This is a genomic window from Sphingobacterium siyangense (assembly GCF_023277505.1).
GTDB lineage: Bacteria > Bacteroidota > Bacteroidia > Sphingobacteriales > Sphingobacteriaceae > Sphingobacterium > Sphingobacterium siyangense.
In genome coordinates this window covers 3,156,267-3,174,517 of sequence record NZ_CP080574.1, presented here as the reverse complement: position 1 = coordinate 3,174,517, position 18,251 = coordinate 3,156,267, and the positions used below count along the sequence as shown (strand labels likewise).

The following is an 18,251-nucleotide window of genomic DNA, read 5'->3' as shown; positions in this document are numbered from 1 at the left end:
GACGATCGTGTCATCCATATTTTTTATTGTCAAACCTTTAGCGTACCCAAGTGCAGACTGTCTGTATTACCTCCACCATAACTTTCGATAAAAAAGATATACACCTCATAGGTCACTTCCTTTCTATTTTTTGGAATTTCAACATTTTGTTTGCCAGACATTAAGCTGCTTTTCAAATCGTTCATCACAAGTGGATACCCGCCCCCATGATCCGCTGCATTATACAGGATTAAGAACGAATCGTAAGATCCCGTGTCAAACTTTTCCTCCAGATAAGCATCATATTCCCAGGTGACCTGAAGCACTTGGTTTTCTTGATCGAAATCCATTGTGTAGGAAGTAATGGGATTGGGGCTTCCTTTGGCAATCATAAATTTCGACCAATCAACGACAAAACCGTCTTCTTCCTGGATAAGTGCTTTATTCAGATTATAAGACATCGCTATATCGTATGCCCGTTTAGGATAGCTGTACACCTTATACCCCATATTGATGATCGGTTTTAATTGGCTAATATGTGACCTCACAATTTTGAAGCGTTTTCTACTCAGCAGTTGCTTAGGAGTGGGCTCCCGTTTTTTAACGCTAGGGAGAGATCGTACATAATTTCCTGTTTTAGTCGACACAAACACAACAGAACCTGCTTTCCCGGAAACAGTTCCATTTACACCATTTTTGATTATTGCCATAATTACTTGATTATGTTATAGATATTAAAGATAAACATTAATACGGAAAAATACGCATACCAAATTATAGCTAAAAACAGTTTTCAATCAATACTTAGACAGTAATTAGTCACTGTTTATTCAGTCTTCACTGAGCAAGCACTGAACAAGCACTGAACGAGCACTGAACAAGCACTGTTTAAAAGTGGAATTTGATTACCATCTGTTGCATCTAAGAACTAAAGGAGAAAAGGTAAAAGCCGACGACCTTTCATGCGAACTATAACGTAAAAAAAATGTCTCCTACATTTGCTTAATACAAACATAAGAGACATCTTCTTCTTTTTATCGTAGGTCTTATTGCCAGCCCAAGGCTGGATCGGAAACTCGACCTACTGCTGCAGTTACAGGACAGCCTGCAGACGTTTTGGAAAATCTTCAATCTTTGAAAGACTCAATTGCTTCATAACCTGAAACAAATGCGTCTTAAACATATTGATTGTATGTTCCCCACCTTCATTGCCCAATGCGCCAACCCCATACATAAATGGTCTTCCCATAAAATTGAAATCCGATCCAACTGCATGTGCCCGCGCGAGGTCAACCCCTGATCGAATACCACCATCTAACATGATTTTTATCTTCTTTTTATAGTCTGGGTTGCTCGCCAAGTGGATCAATGAATTGATCGAAGATTCACTTGCATCGAGCTGTCGTCCACCATGATTTGACACAATGACTCCATCAACGCCCAATGCGATAGCAGCCTGCATATCTTCATCGGTGGCAATCCCTTTAAGCACCAGTGGCCCTTTCCAAAGATCCCGAATAGCTTTAATTTTCTCAACATCAACTTTACCCGTAAAGGTTCTGTTCATAAACTGTCCCAGCTGCGCTAAATCAAGTCCCTTTTCCATGTAAGGCTTCAATGTTGCAAAAGAAGGAATTCCATGCCTTAATGTTTCTATCCCCCAAGTTGGACAGGCAAAGGTTTGTAAAATATTGGCGATACTCATTTTAGGCGGCATAGACAATCCGCTTTTTATTTCACGATAACGAAGTCCAAAAGCAGGCACATCCACCAGAACTACCAATACCGGACATTCAACAGCCTCCAGACGTTTAATAATATCATCGCGCAACCTGTTTTCCGTAGGATGATAGAGCTGAAACCAGGCTTTCCCATCAGATACCTCGGCAATACGTTCAATACTACTTGTTGATACTGTACTCAAAATATAGGGAATATCATTTTTTGCTGCCGCTTTCGCAAGAATTTCCGGCGCATTCGGCCACATCAATCCCTGAAGTCCGATAGGTGAAACACCAAAAGGTGCACTGTAACGACGACCGAATAATTCTACAGATAGGTCTATTTCTTCGCTCGCAAGCAGATATTGCGGCTTCAACAGAATATTATCAAAATCATTCTCATTTCTGGCAAGGTTCAATTCTTCATTTGCACCTCCGGTCAGATAATCAAATGCAAATCGGGGAATCCTTTTCTTCGCTTTAATCTTTAGATCTTCAACAGAAGGATAACGTGTATTATATATAAATTTCTGGCTCATGATTGATATATTATTTATAAACAGTCTATGACTGCGCGCCAAACTTAGAAAAATTGCATTTCAAATGCAAGCTAATTGTAGCTAATATAAAAAAATCTGTCATACATTTCTGCGATACCCCAATTCAGCACCACCACTTACAGGTAGATTTACCCCTGTGATAAAGCGTGCTTGGTTTGACAGCAGAAACACACAGGCATCAGCAATGACATCGCCCTCAGGACAGTATCCCAGCAAATGAATATCCTTCAAAAAGTCAAAAACCTGTGTTGGATGCGCTTGCTCCAGTGTCCATTTGTTGAGCATGGGTGTCATAACAGCTGCAGGCATAACCGAATTGACACGAATACCGACAGACGCATAGTCTATGGCCATAGATTTTGTCAAGGCGTTGATAGCACCCTTTGTGGCGGCATATGCCGCGTGGTTCTCCTGGCCAATATCCCCCACTAAACTGCTCGTATTTAGAATACAACCAGCAGATTCCTTTAAACGAGGGTAGCCATACCGTGTAGTCAGAAGAACACTTTTCATGTTGGTTTCCAGCAACCTTGTCCATTCATCATCCGTAGTTTCATGCAAAGGCTTTGCTGGGCTTGCCAGACCAGCATTGTTATGGATTGCATCCAGCCGCCCAAAAACAGCAACAGTCTTTTGGATGGCCAGGTCAACTTCGCGGGCTTGCGTAACATCCGCACAGATACCGATATGTGGCGCACCGATCAGTTCAGCTGTAGCATCTACCGATCCTTGATCGAGACCAATAAAAGCAACCTTTGCCCCTGCTCTGACATAGGCTTTTACACATTCCAAACCGATTCCAGCAGTTCCTCCTGTAATCAATATTATTTTATCTTCTAAGGTTTTCACGTTTTTATTATTCTTGTATTTAGCATCAAGTTCCAAAGAATCGGAACAAATTAAAAATTAGTTGAAAATTACATATAAAATCACGACAATAGCGAACAGCAATGCAGACAAAATACGGTAATTCCCGATACCCGACCAGGCTTTTCCCCGAAGTGGATCCACGGGGTTCTTCCAGTACAAATCCCGACTTTGTGCAGTATGCTGCACGGGATACTTATACGATAACAAAACCTGAAGTAACATACAGATCAAAAACAGATAGAAAGCCATCATCATAAATGGTGTCTGCCCTACCCACGAGTCAGGTAGCAGCTTATTCAGCAAAAATACGGCAACCCCCAAAACAGAACCTATCCACAGGGTAAGTTTTGCAGCTGTTGCTGATGCTCCTTTCCAAAAAACACCTAAAAGAAACACGCAGGTTATTGGTGGTGCAATATGAGCAATCACATCATTTATGCCATAAAAAATACTCTCATAGCGATCCAATAGTGGTAAAAGAGCCAGGGAAAATCCCATGGCAATAACTGCGGCAATTTTCCCGATACGAATAAGCTGTCCATCGGAAGCAGCAGGACGTCGCTGTTTAAAGATATCGTAACTCACCATGGTCGATATCGAATTTAGTGCACCCGATATCTGACTCATTAAACCCGATAAGAGCGCCGCTACCAACACACCAATCAATCCCGAAGGCAAAAGTTGCGTAATCATGAGTGTATAGATACCTTTTGAATTGACCTGCCCTTGATGGTCTACGCCAAGACTGCTTAAATCCAATTGACCTGTTTTAAACAGCGTATACGCAAATAGCCCCGGAAGCACAAAAATAAATACAGGCAAAATTTTCAGAAAACCACAAAAAAGGGCACCCACACGTCCATGGTTTTCGTCCTTGGCTCCTAAAACGCGCTGAACAATGGTCTGATCGGCACACCAGTACCAGATGCCTAAAATCGGATAGCCAAACAATACGGCATACCAAGGCATTCCACTTCCATCGTTGCTACCACGGAGCATAGAAAGACGATCAAGGGCATTATCCTGCGCCAGAACAGCTTTCATCGGCATCCAACCGCCCATCTTGTCAAAAGCTGCAAAACTGATAATAAAAGCTCCTGCAAGCAACACAATTGTCTGGATAGATTCCGTCACCACAACAGCGCGCAGCCCACCCAATATCGTATATATTCCAGTTATCACACAGATTACCGTAATACTCAAATACATATTAAATCCAAAAAGTGTTCGTAGCACAATCCCTCCGGCCAACATCGAAAAAGCGATATGAATAACAATGGCCGATAGTATGGATATAAACGTGAGCCAATCTCTGCTGGAACGATCATAACGCCGTTCCAGAAAGTCAGGCAAAGTTGTAACACCCGATTTGAGGTAAAATGGCACAAAAAAAAGCGCCAGTAAGATTAAAGTAAAGGCAGCCATCCATTCAAAGTTGCCGTTAAGCAAGCCTGTATCAAATCCGCTCTGTGCCAAACTAACCAGATGTACCGTTGAAATATTAGTTGCAAAAAGCGCCAACCCAATGGCTGGCCACCGAAGTGTCTTTCCAGCCAAAAAATATCCTTCAGCGCTTATTTCCTTCACTTTCTTAAATCGCCCTGATCCAGCCAATATGCCGACAACCAAAATCAACACAATATAAAAGATGGCGATACCTAAATCTAAATTTCCTAACATAACGTCAACTTATAACAAATCACAACTGCTTCCCACATCCATTGGGGTACGGTACACGCCATTCGCTATAGACACAGGATGTACAAAATGAGACTTTAGGTGTGGAATATGCTCCAAAAACAAAGCCTCATGCCCAAGGCTTATATGGTTAAACAAAACAAGATGCTGATGAAGCTGCCCCATATCACCGACATGCGGTACAACAGGAATATTGTATTTTCGACAAAGTAGACTCACTGAAATAAACTCGCTCACGCCGCCGACCCGAACAGCATCCACCTGTACAAATCCCGCCGCACCCATTTGAAGGTAATTTTTAAACAAGATACGGTTCGGCACATGCTCACCCATGGCAACTTTTATCGGCGCAATGTGCTCGGCTAAGCGTTTATGTCCAACAATGTCGTCAGGATGTGTCGGCTCCTCTACCCAAAAAGGATTCATCTCCTTAAGCTCTTGACAGATGGATAGCGCCTGAGGTAGCGTCCATTGCTGATTCGCATCGAGCATTACTTTAGCTTCATCACCCGCAACCTCCCGTACAATATGCGCACGACGAATATCCCGTAATGTATCTTCACTACCTACTTTGAGTTTCATTGCGGAGAAACCGTTATCTAAAGCACGTTTACAATTCTCCCGTACTTTTTCATCAGAATAGTTAAACCAGCCTACTGATGTATCGTAGCCCGCATAGCCCTTTTCAATAATGTCCATTCTTTTATGACCAGTTGAGATAGTCGACTCCAACAGGCTGATGGCTTCACCCTTTGTAAACTCATCTTCCAAATAGGAAAGATCCAACGTATTGACAATCTCTTCAGCACTGAGGTCGGTTAACAGCTTCCAAAGTGGAACTCCTCTCGTTTTAGCCCAGAGGTCAAAACAGGCATTTGTTACCGAACCTAGGGCCAGATGAACGATACCTTTATGGGGACCCAACCAACGAAATTGCTGTTCGTTGCTCAACTTATTAAACAATTGACCAAAATTTGCCATAAGATCTTCAATTGGAATCCCTTTCAATCGTTCGGCATAGAAAGCTGCAGCACGACAGACCAGCTCATTTCCTGCTCCCAGTGTAAAAGCCAGACCTGTGCCTACGCGCCCCTTATCATCTGCCAATCGAGTCACAGCATAAGAATAGATCGGATCCTTGTGAATCGCATCACTGCCCGCACCTGTAGCCAAAGGAAATCTCCGATCCTGAATATCAAACGTCTTTATCATAAAATCTTAACGTACTTGTTTTTAGTGTTTAGGTTAATCTATTTTGAATTACAACTTTAACTTATCCTTTAATTTGCGCAAAATGTCAACATCCGAATCCTTTATGCGTCCCATCCGATTGGGACCAACGTTTAAGATCAGGATATTGTCTTGTGCGGTTGCGGTCTGATAAATCCCCGCAAGCTCTTCCAAAGACTTATACTTCTTGTCTGTAGTATTATAAAACCAGCGTTCTCCAAGTACCACTGTTGTCTCAAAAGGCATGTAGTAAGTATTCCCGTTGGCCATAAAAAGCTTAGGATCAGGATTGATCGGAAGATAGGGATCGCCTAGCCTAAAGTCACTTGGAAAGTAACGTATAGGATAATAATTCTGCTGATCTTTCGGCAAAACAATGTGTTTGTCTGTGTTCTCAGGTGATCCTATACTCCAGTTTATACCAATTTGACATCCGGGCATCTTTTTCTTGATCAAATTGTAAATCGCCTGCGTGGGCCATCGATAGCTCTCTTTTTCCCAGCCACCGTCCAGCCAAAGCTCAACGATATCTGTATACTTTTTGGTCATATCAACCAACTCACTAAGCTGGTTCAACATATATTGATTATATGCTGCATCTGCAGACATGTCTTTTACATTGGGGTTCTGCTTTCGGTCCCATAAAGAATAATACAAACCAAGGCGCATCCCCTGTTTGGCGCATTCTTTAGCCAGCTCCTGCACAACATTTGTCGCGTTTGAAGAACTCGCCACATCGTAGTCCGTATACTTACTATCCCATAAACAAAAACCTTCATGATGTTTCGTAACCAAAATCATGTACTTCATCCCAGCTTCCTTTGCCGTTGAAACCCACTGTTTAACCTCAATAGCCGATGGCGCATACGAGCTAGCAGGTTTAGATCCGTCTGTCCACTCCTGGTCATGAAATGTATTCATGCCAAAATGAACGAACATACCATATTTTCGGTCAATTTGCTCCCGCTGATAAGCATTGGGGTGTATCGATGGAACAGGTACAATAGTCTTTGTCTGCGCACAGAGATTTGTTCCCAATACAGCAAGTGTCAAACTAAATAATAATTTCTTTCTCATGGTTATATAATGTTGGTTATTACAGCATTCATTCTTTTTCTTTCTTTATTCCGTATGGAATACTTCCGCCATACCAGACCATATCTCCCCTTTCTCCTGTGCATCGGACAGGGGTTGCTGACAAGGATCTGTTTCTTTCCACCAACGCTGTGTCTCTGGATCGGACGCCATCTTCTGCATATCAAGCTTGAAATTTTGTCCTACATATTCGAAATAGCTAAAAAGAAAAAATTTACCGTCTATTTCCTTCAAAAAAATAGAATAATTGCGGATATGACATGCCTTGATCTTTCGAAGTACCGTGGGCCAAACCTTAGCATGAAGCTTCTTATAATAAGCTACTTTCTCTGCTTTTAATCCTGTTATAGATGCATAGCGAGCCATAGGGCGGCTTCTTTCTGTAGACCGAAAGGCTGTCGCACAGAGTACGACAAAGACGATCATCATGCTATAAGGATATAATTTAGGATTCATAAGCTCTACGCGTTATTTTATACGAAATTACGCGCTTAACAGTTCTGTGACTACTGCTAGATTGCTTAATTCTCCCACTATATTAACATTTTTACCTCTGCTTACCTCTTTTTAGGGCAAAATAAGCTATATTACTTGCTCTTAATTAAAATAACCAAACGCATGAAACCTGTTTTTGCAAAAATTCTGGAAGGTGCAGCTATTACGGCTTTTGCGACCAAAGATGTGCAGCGACCATTCTTCTCCACCGAATTTCACTTTCATAGCGCCTGTCAGATGACCTATATTGTGGAAAGTGAGGGAAAACGGATCATTGGAGATAATGTGAGTAACTTTGTTTCTGATGAACTCACTTTTGTAGGGCCCGATCTGCCACATGTTTGGCACAATAACTATATAAATTGCCCGGGCTCTGCTATTGCGGAGACAAAGACATCCCGCTCTTTGGCCTTGTATATAGAACCTAAATTAATGATTAAAGTTTTAGGGCATTTCTTTCAGACACATAAAATCGAAGCATTCTTTTCGGCCTCAAAACGTGGTCTCCTATTCCGTGGCGCAACAAAGGAACAACTGAAGGTAAAGCTAAAAAAGATCGTACAGCTGGATTATGGCTTTGAGAAAACCATTTTGTTATTGGAGATTATCGAATTGATGTTATCCACAGATGAATTTGATTACCTCTCCAGCGCGGGATACACCCACAACTATAGTCCTATTGACAATAGTAAAATTGACAGCATCTTTAAATTCGTATTTAACAACTATACTAGAGAAATTCAATTGGATCAAGTTGCGCAGCTATCTAATATGTCGAAACATTCCTTTTGCCGTTACTTCAAATCCCGTACGCAGAAAACCTTCGTCCAGTTTGTCAATGAGGTGCGCATTAGTGAATCCTGTAGATTGATCGTTGAAAATAAACATCAAATCACGCACATTGCTTATGCCTGTGGTTTCAATAGCCTTTCAAACTTTAATAAAATTTTCAAGTCAATTAAAGGAGTCACACCTAGTCAGTACAAAGCTCAAATACGGCAGTAGCAACAAAGCAGGTAGGCTATTCTTAGCTATGGAGCAGAAAAACCTTTGAAGAACGGATCTTTTAAGATAAAGCTAATAAATGCAAACAAATTCAGTTTCAGTGGGGTCTCTATAGAAACTTAAAGTTTAGCAATGAAAAAGAGAAAAAACTTATTTGAACGGTTCTCAAACTGGGCGACACACGCAACTGGTAGTTCAGCGGCATTTATTATTGCAACATCTACAGTTATCGGGCAGTGAGTGGTCCCATATTTAACTACGCTGAAACCTGGCAACTGGTCATCAATACAGGTACGACCATTGTTACTTTTCTAATGGTATTTCTTATTCAAAAATCGCAGAATAAGGATTCAAAGGCAATCCACCTCAAGCTCAATGAATTGATTGCCTCTCACGAGGGCACTAGCAATAGAATGGTTAATTTGGAAGATCTCAGTGAAGAAGAACTTGATCAGCTTGCAAAATTTTATGCCCACGTCGCTAAATTGGCGCTTCAGGAAGGTGACCTTACCTGCACACATTCAATTGATGCCGCAAAGGAAAATCACGCTTTTAAAATGAAGGCTCGAAAAGAAAGACACGCCGCCACAGACGGTAACAGAACAGACAAGACGGATTAGCATTTCAAATTATTAATGATAAAAAAATAAATCCCCGTAATGGGGATTATTATAAATTGTAAAGCCGTGCTTCCCATATTAGAGTATTTCATAGCTCATTTTTTGGAAAAGTCCCAGCAAAATTGGATTGAGCCTTTTATACTTTCTTTACATTGGTGCTTTTAGCAACACACTTACTGATCATTTTCTTCGGTTTTCACAATCGTGTTATAGACAGCTACCTATTTAGCTTTCGAATTAAGATTTGTATCGGCCAGCGCACTTAGATCTTCGTCACATTTCTTTTCCTCATCCAGTGTTTCAAGTAGCAATTTCAAAGCATCCTTATGTTCCAGCACTTTTGCAAAAGCCGCCAGTGTGCCATAAGTAGCAATTTCATAATGTTCCACCTTTTGAGCCGCAGCAATAATAGCCGCATCCCGAACAGACCCGACTTCTGTTTCTTTCATAAGGCTTTCTGCTTCTTCAACCAAGCCCGCCATCGCTTCGCATTTTTCAGCTTTTGCTTTCACTCCTATAAACTCAAAACATTGTTCGAGGCGCCCCACATGCGTTTCTGTTTCCGCCAAATGTTTAGAAATAGCAGATTTCAATTGTTTTGAACTTGCATTTTTTTCCATCTTAGGAAGTGCCTTTGTCAGCGCTTTCTCAGCCCAGTAAATATCTTTTAGACCATCTTCAAATAATTCCGCTAAATCTTTTGCTGCACCTGCCTCGGCACGTAGCTTTCTTCCTTCCGAAGCAGATGCTGAAGTTGATGTGCTACCTGATTTTGTGCTTGTTTTGCTTTTGTCTGCTGATGTTGTTGCCATAATAATAAGTTTTATGCTCCGAAGAGCTGTTCGTCAAATAAACAGATCTCAAACTTTTTTCGTTCAGCAAATCACGCTGATACTTCCAAATCAAGCATTTACCACATATCTCCAGTAAAAACACGTTTTTCCGACAAAAGGCCCCAAAAGAAGAACCACGCTACAATTAACGTACAAATCATGCTAAATTGCGTACTAACACAGTTAACGATCAAGCAACAGCGGTGGTTCATCAACAAATGATTATAAATTAAATGTAGTATGAATAAAAATTGCACAACTCAGGATGCCCATCGAGGTATGGCCATTCTCGGTTCAACGATCGTATCACAATCAGGTCCCGAAAATCTTCCGAACGATATTCCGGACGAGCATGAAGAAGATCTACCGGAAAACACACCGTATCAACAACCGGAAATTGATCAGGAAGATTCTAAAACGGATGAAGAAATAGACCTAGGCATTGCCGAGGAAGAACCGGAGATACCCAGCCAAAAAACAACTGTTTCATAGCTGCCTGTTTTTAGTTTAGCTGAGTAATTTATTTTTGATGTTCCGAAATTGACATAAAAGCTTTAATCATGGTATAATACGAATTTGTACGATGCATTTACGTAAACAACACCGTTTTCGATTTAAATACGTAAAATATAACAGTTCCAAACCCTAGCTTCTCGACCACTGTTCACTATTTAAAACACACACATAAAGGAGTCTATGTTTATATCATCGGTATCGTCTTATCCATTTTAGCATCTTCTACTATCATTAGTTATGGACAAACAAGGAAATGACAACCGAAATAGCATACATCGTTAACAATTAAACAATAGCATTATGAAAACCTTTTTAAAAACTTTGGGAACGCTGCTAGTGATTTTTGCTTGCATTTTAACTGTTCAGGCGCAAGACAGCAAACCCGCTCAGCCACAGCCTGGAGACTTGGACTTTGCCAGCAAAGCCACGGCCAGCAACAATTTCGAACTGCAGACAGCAAGCATTGCTCTCTCAAAATCACAAAACCCTAATATAAAACAATATGCACAGATGATTACAGACGACCATACTGCTGCAGGAAATGAACTGTCGACCATTGTAAAGAATAAAAATTGGCAGCTGAGTACGAGTGACGATCAAAATTATAAATCCATGATCGACCAACTCAATCATGCGGACACAGCAAGTTTTGACCGCATCTATACCGATCTGATGGTTAAGAGCCATCAGGATGCCATTTCACTTTTCAAAGATGCGAGCACAGGCACAGCAATTACAGATGCTGACCTTAAGAAATTCGCTACTGATAAAATTCCCGCATTTGAAAAACATCTTGATCAAATTAAAAATATGCAGCCTTAAGATCCTTCGATAAGTGATATGCACATTACACCAAATGCGCCATCGCCAGCTGTTAAGAACAAAGTGCTCAAACCGACATTAAAATAATAAGCATATTTATTTCATTTATTCACTCCGAAGGACAAAGCCATAAAGGCGATGTCCTTCGTTAATTCTTATCATACCATGGAACAGACATTCGACTACATACATGAACTTCTTAATAGACAAATGGCGCTACGTGCTAAAATAGAAGACAGCCCTATTGCGGGCGAAATTAAAATGAGCTATGGGCAGGATTTTTATCAGGAAGAAGTGAGGGCTATGGGGCTTGCAATGATTCGCGATGGCTGGGACATGGAGGGCGAACAACTGATCCTCGATTTCACACATGAACACTATCCGACGCGAGCGAAGGATGAACTTATGTGGATCAACAAAATGATGCGTTACCTAGAGGTTATTACCGATACCTTTATTGACAATCTACATGCCGAGGGCTACCGCTGGTTACAAGGGAATGTCGATATGCCCAATGAACACGCGATATTCTATCCCGTTCACGACATAGATGCATTTGGAAAATTGTCCCAAGAACTAGGGTTGAATACTCTTATAGATCTGAAAATACCAAACCCATTGGAGCAGTTACCAGGTTGGATCTATTATCGCTCTGTAAGTAAATAATTTTGCACCATCGTTCGCAAAGATACAACTGGGTCAATCCGTATTTTTACCGCGATCCAGATTGTCCAATGGCACCCCTTCTTTTGCGCTCCCGTCATTTTTTGTCGTATCTTTTCCGCGGCTTCGGTGAATATTGTCTAACGGTAGACCATTTTGGTTGACTGCGGTGTCTATCAAAGTTTCCTCGCTATTATTAGCCCTATTATCGCAAGACATTGCTATTGCCGCAAATGCGATGACCAAATAAAAATATTTTATCATAATCTTATCTTTTATTTATGTTTTTTACCCCTTCCCAGGTTAGCTATGTGAAGTGTCAATAGGCTTTGATTCAAGTGATCCCTTTCGACGTCACAATATGTTTTTACACAGGAAGAGTTATCTGTTAAATATTTATTTTCTTTCCTTGAGTGTAAAGCTTATTCGGCCATTCGGCTCCATCAAAGCCATATCTACTTCATCAAGGTGCTTACTGTTTGTTTCTAGCCGCAAGCTCGTCAGTAGATCTGTGCGACTTACACCCAGTCGATCCATCTGATCCCATTGGATTTTACCGTTCTTGTATAAAACAGCCGGCTTACCTTTTACCATATTACCCAAATAGGGAAGCCGGGCCGATACCTGGGCCAGGATTTTATTGAAAATAATCATGACAAAGCCAGCGAACACCGTTGACAGGAACGGCGAGGCGCCAACTATCCCTCTAGCCAACACTGCACCTAGCATAATAATGATTACGAAATCCACACCCGACTTTCGGCCGAGAATTCGAATTCCTCCTAGTCGAACCAGAAAAAGCGCTATAATAAACATAATAAACGCGCGCGATCCCATCTGTAACATCGTGAGATCCTCACCAGAGCCAAAAAAACTGTCCATATCCATGCTGTTTAGATCGTTGTGATATGTCCATCCATACTTCATCAGGCAATGAGCCCTCTATTTTATTTCAGAACATTTTATTTCAGAACATCGATAAGAGCCCTCCGAGTTCCAAAAATTTTTAAATAGAGTACTTTTACTATTAATCTGGTGGATAATACGTTTTCATTGACTATCAACAAACTACTGCATTTATTTGACTGTCTTTAATAAAAAGTAGACAATATGATTCATTTAGATAATCCACCTGAGGATTGCTTGGCTTTCTTTCAAGATACATTGAGACTGCTACAAGAGAACGGATGTCAATTTATGGTAGGTGGCGGTTTGGCTATGTTTCACTACACAGGGATCATACGGCCTACGAAAGACATGGATATTTTTTGCAAAAGCAGCGAATACCCAAAAATTCTCAAGCATTTTGCCGCCAGTGGTTATAAAACGGAATTGACGGATGTAAGATGGCTGGCCAAGATTTATAAGCCCCCCTATTTTATTGACATTATTTTTGATAGTGTCAATCACAATTGTACTGTGGAACAAGATTGGTTTGACAGGGGGCCTGAGGGAGTGTTGTTTGATACAACCGTACGTTATATACCCGCAGAAGAACTCGTTTGGTGTAAACTGTATGTGCAAAACCGAGAGCGGCACGATAGCGCCGATATAAACCATATTTGGCTAAAATATGGGAAGAAACTGGACTGGGATCGTTTATTATCCCGGATGGATCAACATTGGCACCTCTTGTTGGCCCAAATGCTCATCTTTCAGTTTACCTATCCGCATGACTATCGCGATATTCTACCAAAGGACTTATTTGATCAGCTTATTAAGCGCGCAGCAGACCAGTATGAACTGCCTCCTTGCTTAGAGAAAGTTTGCCTTGGACCGCTCATCGACCAGACGCAATATGAGATCGATATTAAAGATTGGGCGTATAAATCATATACAATAAAAACTGTTTGAGATGAATAAAAAGACAACAATAGCCGCTTTGGGCGATATACATATGAATGCAAACCAGCATGGAAAATGGAAAACAAAATTTGAAGAAATTTCAGAAAAAGCAAAAGTCCTGCTATTATGTGGTGATTTAACCGACACGGGGGATGAAGAAGAAGCTGAATTACTCGTTGCCGAACTTCAATCCATCAAAGTTCCGGTCCTCGCCGTATTAGGAAATCACGATTATGAAAAAGGCCGGCAGAAACAGATTCGACAAATTTTGACCGACAGTAAAATTACGGTTTTGGACGGCGAAGCAATCGTAATCGAAAATATTGGTTTTGCCGGCGTAAAAGGATTTGGTGGTGGGTTTGACCGTTATATGTTGTCGATGTTCGGCGAAGATGCCATGAAAAGTTTTGTGCAGGAAGCTGTAAACGAATCATTGCTACTGGACCGTGCCTTGGCAAGGTTAGAGCAAGAGCATGCAGCTATAAAAAAAGTCGCTTTACTCCATTATGCACCTATAGCGGAAACAGTATTGGGTGAACCCGAACAGATTTATCCATTCTTAGGCTCAACACATTTAATGGAGCCGCTCCAGCGGCGTAAAGTTACTGCTGCCTTTCATGGGCATGCGCATGCGGGGAAATTCAAAGCCCTATCCCCCGCCGGAATACCGATTTATAATGTGGCAGTACCTGTACTGAAAGCTCATCATGGCGACGATACATGCTTTGCACTTATCGATATCTAAATTCAAAATCAACTTTAACTTCTCATTATGGTAATTGTCAAAACCCATCTCGAAAGTAATTTATATCAAACCTTCGTAGGTTTAGATCCGTTCTCTTTAAGAACAAAAAACATATAATACAAACAAACTTTAGCTATGGAAAATTTAAAAAATAAGCGGATTGCCATATTGGTAGCAGATGGATTTGAAGAAATCGAATTGACCAGTCCCAAAGAAGCGCTGGAAAATGCAGGCGCCAAAACAGACATTATATCACCGGCTAAAGGAAAAGTTCGCGCAAAAAATGGTGATGAGTGGTCAAATGATTATCCTGTCGATGTTGCTCTTCAGGAGGCAGAAGAGGATAAGTACGATGGATTGCTGCTGCCCGGCGGAGTCATAAGCCCCGATAAATTGAGAACCAATAAAACGGCTATTGCTTTGATTAATGCTTTTTGGGAACGTGATAAACCGATCGCGGCAATTTGTCACGGCCCACAATTACTTATTAATGCGGATTTGGTACGTGATAGAAAAATAACGTCTGTCGAGGCCATTCAAATGGACCTGATTAATGCAGGCGCATTATGGGAAGACAGTAAAGTCGTCGTTGACGATAAACTTATTACGAGCCGCACGCCCGACGATTTACCCGCTTTTAATAAAGCCATTATCAAAGCATTTGCTATGGAAAAAAAGAACAAAGCGTAATAGTACCGTCTAATAACGTATTAAAACGACCAACCTTTTGTGTCTGTAACATGTTCAGCATATAAGTAACAAATAAAACAGAACATTATGAATACGACAAAAAGTTCAAGCCATACGACTGTTAAAGGACAATCGCAGGGCAACAGCAGCAACAAAGAAAAAAAATCAGCTCCAGCAACTGCTAAAAGCGCTTCTGCGTCTAAGAGTTCACAAAAGGGAAGTTCAGAAAAAACCAAAGCTGAGCTCTTGGAAATGGCAAAGAAAATGGATATCACGGGTCGTCATGATATGACAAAAGATGAACTTATTAAAGCCATTGACAAACACGGCAAAAAATAGAAACGTTTTTAACGTATAGGTTCGGCCACTATAAAAAAGACCCGCAGCAAATGCGGGTCTTTTTTATTTCTTCCTTTCCTTGGGCCTATCAGCAGGGTCATTGGGCATGTCATTGAGCTGATCCACCTGCGGGTCTACACCAGCCTCGGCATCTCCTTGATCCTTATCGTTTACATCCCGAAGTGACTCCCCGTTCACTCCTAGCTTGACCTTTTTCTTTTTTTCCATTTCGGTCCCGACAACGCGGTTTTCATTTTTTGTAGCCATATTCATCTATTTTTTGTTGTTTAATCAATGTATAAGCATATGGTGAAAACCAAATCGGACAAGGCCAGCGGTGTTTTTTGTATTGGTTTTCTCGATCATAGGAACAGTACTCAATTGCAAAAAGTTTTTACAATGTAATTTACCTAAAAACTAAGAATATAAGATATGTTTTCTTTTTATATCATAATAGCTAATTTAAAAATCCGAAACTATTTTGATTTGACCTTTGTTCTTCCGCTGAGTGTATGCAGCGGCATGCCATCATTAAACAATAAATAATATGAAAAACCCAACAAAATTAATTTCCTTCGGTCTAATATGCTTAGCAGCCTATGGATGTAATGGCGTTAAAACTGATGATCAAAAATCAAAGGAACTGATGCGGGACTCCGTTCCCAACGATACCACGACGATACAATATCGCGATACCACATCTGCAGAATCCCGTGGAGAAATCCCGCCAACACCACAGCCCGATACATCGACAAAAAAGTAAAACAAATATAAACTGGCTATTGTTCTTGCGTGGTAATAGCATAATTATGAAATCCTCCCGTCGTGAGATGGCTGGAGATTAGATTTATTGTAGAGAGCTAGACAATGTTAACATTGCCTAGCTTTTTTTTGAATTTATTCGAAAGTCAGATTGATTTTCGAAAACCCCAATCCCTGTAAGAGCGGTTTAAACACGGTTGTTGCGTTGGCCTTGGTTTGCTGCAGAATATCTGACTTCTTAACATCATCAGCAACAGCTTTTTCCGCCGCTTTGTAAGCTTCATCCACAAGCTCTGCTTCGCGCAAGAACGCCATTTTGGTATCATAGACTTTGGATGCTTCATGATCGATCTTAATGTAGCAGATTTCTGGAGCCGGCAATTTGATGGAAACCGAATCCCCTACAACCTTGATATCTTCCGGATTAAGTTTTGTAAGGTTCACACAGCCTACAGCATCTGCTTTGACGATTAACAATACGCTTGCATCCGGCAAAAACGTATTCACGTTTTTATGCTCCACAACATCGCTATAGCGGTATTTGACTAATTCCAGTTTTCCCATTGCTTCAATGCGATCCACCAACAACTGATGTTTGCTTTCCACTGCCGGTCCGCTGTTATATTTTTTATACACGAACCAAGCGCCCACTGCCAAAATGGCTACGATAATTAAAAATTTTAAAAATTTTCCCATAAACTATAGTATACAAATTAAAGACCAAGCTGCTTTTTTAGGCATTTAACCTGAAAATATTACCTAGATATTATTCTCCAAGGTCGCTAAACGGGCATGCTTGAAAATTATACCTTTTGATAGACAATTGTTTAGTCAAAAAGTTTAAAAAACATTTGGAACATATAAGCTATAATACTACTTTTGTGACATCAAAATCACGGTAGGTATAGCTCAGTTGGTTAGAGCACTAGATTGTGGTTCTAGGGGTCGTCGGTTCGAGCCCGATTACTTACCCAAAAGGCAGATCAAATGATCTGCCTTTTTTGTTTTCTTGTAAGTCCTTGTTAAGATCTATGGATCATACCGAAAGTTTGGGGGGAAGGGAAGTTTTTAAGCATACAATTTCATTACTCTATATAGGAAAAATGTGGTGTCCCTTACGCCGCGAAAGAGACTCCTGAACGCTTTGAGCTTTGCATTGAAAGATTCTGCTGAAGCATTGGTGCTTCTATTGTCGAAGTAGTGTAGAATATATTGATGATGCGCTGCAATGGATCTTGCTGCGCTCTCAAATGAAGCGATGCCCGCATTTTCAACCTGATTGTGCCAGTCCTAGTTTGGTCAATGCTATCTTTTTGTCCTGGCATTTATTGAATATGTCACCTACGGCAATTCCAAGGTCATAAACGAGCTTTAGCTTGGGAAACCACATGAACAACAATTCAGCTCGGTATTTCTGGTTTTCGGACCATCGGTTTGGATGCTTGAACAAGAAGCTACAAATCAAATTAAATATTGCAGTGCTCAAGGAATAAATGAACATATATTATAGCGTAAAGAAACTTACCCACTCCGGTGGAACTTGACGGATTCTTGGAAACCGGAGCGAGGTAAGTATATTTTTAGTAGATGTAATTTGTGTTACATTACAAATGTAATCTATTGAAGCTTACGAAATGTTACCATAATCATTCCTTCAGTATACAAATTCAACTATTTTATAATTTTTTAGGAAAGAAATACGTTTTAAGCGTCTTTTTCAGATAACAACATAATACACATGAATGAAAAGATGCTATCTCCAC

The 18,251-nt window shown here is 40.7% G+C and carries 23 protein-coding genes and 1 tRNA gene; 11 read left to right on the top strand and 13 right to left on the bottom strand.

The annotated features are described in order from the left end of the window. Window positions 1-29: 29 nt before the first annotated feature. The 7 genes from K2F45_RS12945 to K2F45_RS12915 form a co-directional block, all read right to left on the bottom strand. Window positions 30-689, bottom strand: coding sequence for a DUF6266 family protein (locus K2F45_RS12945; protein WP_075992561.1), 660 nt, complete (start codon window positions 687-689; stop codon window positions 30-32). A gap of 383 nt (window positions 690-1,072) precedes the next feature. Then, on the bottom strand, window positions 1,073-2,239 hold the full coding sequence (locus tag K2F45_RS12940; RefSeq protein ID WP_075992560.1) for an alpha-hydroxy acid oxidase: 1,167 nt from the start codon (window positions 2,237-2,239) through the stop codon (window positions 1,073-1,075). A gap of 99 nt (window positions 2,240-2,338) precedes the next feature. After that, on the bottom strand, window positions 2,339-3,109 hold the full coding sequence (locus K2F45_RS12935) for an SDR family NAD(P)-dependent oxidoreductase (protein WP_248933768.1): 771 nt from the start codon (window positions 3,107-3,109) through the stop codon (window positions 2,339-2,341). A 57-nt stretch (window positions 3,110-3,166) separates the two neighbouring features. After that, on the bottom strand, window positions 3,167-4,810 hold the full coding sequence (locus tag K2F45_RS12930; protein ID WP_248933767.1) for a sodium:solute symporter: 1,644 nt from the start codon (window positions 4,808-4,810) through the stop codon (window positions 3,167-3,169). Window positions 4,811-4,819: 9 nt separating this feature from the next. Further along, window positions 4,820-6,040: an enolase C-terminal domain-like protein gene (locus K2F45_RS12925; protein ID WP_088161500.1), complete on the bottom strand. Its 1,221-nt coding sequence runs from the start codon at window positions 6,038-6,040 to the stop codon at window positions 4,820-4,822. Between the two features lie 48 nt (window positions 6,041-6,088). Further along, window positions 6,089-7,135, bottom strand: coding sequence for an alpha-L-fucosidase (locus K2F45_RS12920; protein ID WP_088161499.1), 1,047 nt, complete (start codon window positions 7,133-7,135; stop codon window positions 6,089-6,091). A 45-nt stretch (window positions 7,136-7,180) separates the two neighbouring features. Beyond that, window positions 7,181-7,609, bottom strand: a complete 429-nt coding sequence (locus K2F45_RS12915; protein WP_232475778.1) for an L-rhamnose mutarotase — start codon at window positions 7,607-7,609, stop codon at window positions 7,181-7,183. A gap of 162 nt (window positions 7,610-7,771) precedes the next feature. Here K2F45_RS12915 and K2F45_RS12910 point away from each other — a divergent pair, with 162 nt between their 5' ends. Both K2F45_RS12910 and K2F45_RS12905 read left to right on the top strand, forming a co-directional pair. After that, window positions 7,772-8,653: an AraC family transcriptional regulator gene (locus K2F45_RS12910; protein WP_088161498.1), complete on the top strand. Its 882-nt coding sequence runs from the start codon at window positions 7,772-7,774 to the stop codon at window positions 8,651-8,653. Between the two features lie 236 nt (window positions 8,654-8,889). Continuing rightward, on the top strand, window positions 8,890-9,273 hold the full coding sequence (locus K2F45_RS12905; protein ID WP_232475777.1) for a low affinity iron permease family protein: 384 nt from the start codon (window positions 8,890-8,892) through the stop codon (window positions 9,271-9,273). Window positions 9,274-9,494: 221 nt separating this feature from the next. Here K2F45_RS12905 and K2F45_RS12900 read toward each other — a convergent pair whose 3' ends face one another. After that, on the bottom strand, window positions 9,495-10,085 hold the full coding sequence (locus tag K2F45_RS12900) for a YciE/YciF ferroxidase family protein (RefSeq protein WP_075992554.1): 591 nt from the start codon (window positions 10,083-10,085) through the stop codon (window positions 9,495-9,497). Between the two features lie 261 nt (window positions 10,086-10,346). On the opposite strand from K2F45_RS12900, the gene K2F45_RS12895 reads away from it, so the two are divergent. The 3 genes from K2F45_RS12895 (at window position 10,347) to K2F45_RS12885 (ending at window position 12,110) form a co-directional block, all read left to right on the top strand. Next, on the top strand, window positions 10,347-10,598 hold the full coding sequence (locus tag K2F45_RS12895) for a hypothetical protein (protein WP_157626078.1): 252 nt from the start codon (window positions 10,347-10,349) through the stop codon (window positions 10,596-10,598). Between the two features lie 324 nt (window positions 10,599-10,922). Then, window positions 10,923-11,444, top strand: a complete 522-nt coding sequence (locus K2F45_RS12890; protein ID WP_088161497.1) for a DUF4142 domain-containing protein — start codon at window positions 10,923-10,925, stop codon at window positions 11,442-11,444. 165 nt (window positions 11,445-11,609) lie between these two features. After that, complete coding sequence (locus tag K2F45_RS12885) at window positions 11,610-12,110, top strand: hypothetical protein (RefSeq protein WP_075994784.1); 501 nt, start codon at window positions 11,610-11,612, stop codon at window positions 12,108-12,110. 33 nt (window positions 12,111-12,143) lie between these two features. On the opposite strand, the gene K2F45_RS12880 is transcribed toward K2F45_RS12885, so the two are convergent. Both K2F45_RS12880 and K2F45_RS12875 read right to left on the bottom strand, forming a co-directional pair. After that, window positions 12,144-12,371, bottom strand: coding sequence for a hypothetical protein (locus K2F45_RS12880; protein WP_157698448.1), 228 nt, complete (start codon window positions 12,369-12,371; stop codon window positions 12,144-12,146). Between the two features lie 132 nt (window positions 12,372-12,503). Next, window positions 12,504-13,034, bottom strand: a complete 531-nt coding sequence (locus K2F45_RS12875) for a DUF421 domain-containing protein (protein ID WP_248933766.1) — start codon at window positions 13,032-13,034, stop codon at window positions 12,504-12,506. A gap of 183 nt (window positions 13,035-13,217) precedes the next feature. Here K2F45_RS12875 and K2F45_RS12870 point away from each other — a divergent pair, with 183 nt between their 5' ends. The 4 genes from K2F45_RS12870 (at window position 13,218) to K2F45_RS12855 (ending at window position 15,726) form a co-directional block, all read left to right on the top strand. Continuing rightward, complete coding sequence (locus K2F45_RS12870) at window positions 13,218-13,961, top strand: nucleotidyltransferase (protein ID WP_248933765.1); 744 nt, start codon at window positions 13,218-13,220, stop codon at window positions 13,959-13,961. A gap of 1 nt (window position 13,962) precedes the next feature. Further along, entirely contained in the window at window positions 13,963-14,697 is a 735-nt protein-coding gene (locus tag K2F45_RS12865; RefSeq protein ID WP_088161493.1) for a metallophosphoesterase family protein, read from the top strand. A 135-nt stretch (window positions 14,698-14,832) separates the two neighbouring features. Continuing rightward, complete coding sequence (locus K2F45_RS12860) at window positions 14,833-15,387, top strand: type 1 glutamine amidotransferase domain-containing protein (protein ID WP_075992549.1); 555 nt, start codon at window positions 14,833-14,835, stop codon at window positions 15,385-15,387. A gap of 87 nt (window positions 15,388-15,474) precedes the next feature. Further along, window positions 15,475-15,726, top strand: coding sequence for a Rho termination factor N-terminal domain-containing protein (locus K2F45_RS12855; protein WP_248933764.1), 252 nt, complete (start codon window positions 15,475-15,477; stop codon window positions 15,724-15,726). 63 nt (window positions 15,727-15,789) lie between these two features. Here K2F45_RS12855 and K2F45_RS12850 read toward each other — a convergent pair whose 3' ends face one another. Next, window positions 15,790-15,993, bottom strand: a complete 204-nt coding sequence (locus K2F45_RS12850; protein ID WP_145330573.1) for a hypothetical protein — start codon at window positions 15,991-15,993, stop codon at window positions 15,790-15,792. A gap of 280 nt (window positions 15,994-16,273) precedes the next feature. Between K2F45_RS12850 and K2F45_RS12845 the strand changes: the two genes are divergently transcribed. Beyond that, complete coding sequence (locus tag K2F45_RS12845; RefSeq protein ID WP_145330575.1) at window positions 16,274-16,489, top strand: hypothetical protein; 216 nt, start codon at window positions 16,274-16,276, stop codon at window positions 16,487-16,489. 134 nt (window positions 16,490-16,623) lie between these two features. Here K2F45_RS12845 and K2F45_RS12840 read toward each other — a convergent pair whose 3' ends face one another. Further along, window positions 16,624-17,184 (bottom strand): DUF4230 domain-containing protein, encoded by a 561-nt coding sequence (locus K2F45_RS12840; RefSeq protein ID WP_075992545.1) that lies wholly within the window; start codon window positions 17,182-17,184, stop codon window positions 16,624-16,626. 202 nt (window positions 17,185-17,386) lie between these two features. Here K2F45_RS12840 and K2F45_RS12835 point away from each other — a divergent pair. Further along, window positions 17,387-17,460: transfer RNA gene (locus tag K2F45_RS12835), tRNA-His, on the top strand. A 96-nt stretch (window positions 17,461-17,556) separates the two neighbouring features. On the opposite strand, the gene K2F45_RS27450 is transcribed toward K2F45_RS12835, so the two are convergent. Next, window positions 17,557-17,718, bottom strand: a complete 162-nt coding sequence (locus tag K2F45_RS27450; protein WP_312460305.1) for a transposase — start codon at window positions 17,716-17,718, stop codon at window positions 17,557-17,559. Window positions 17,719-18,251 lie beyond the last annotated feature (533 nt).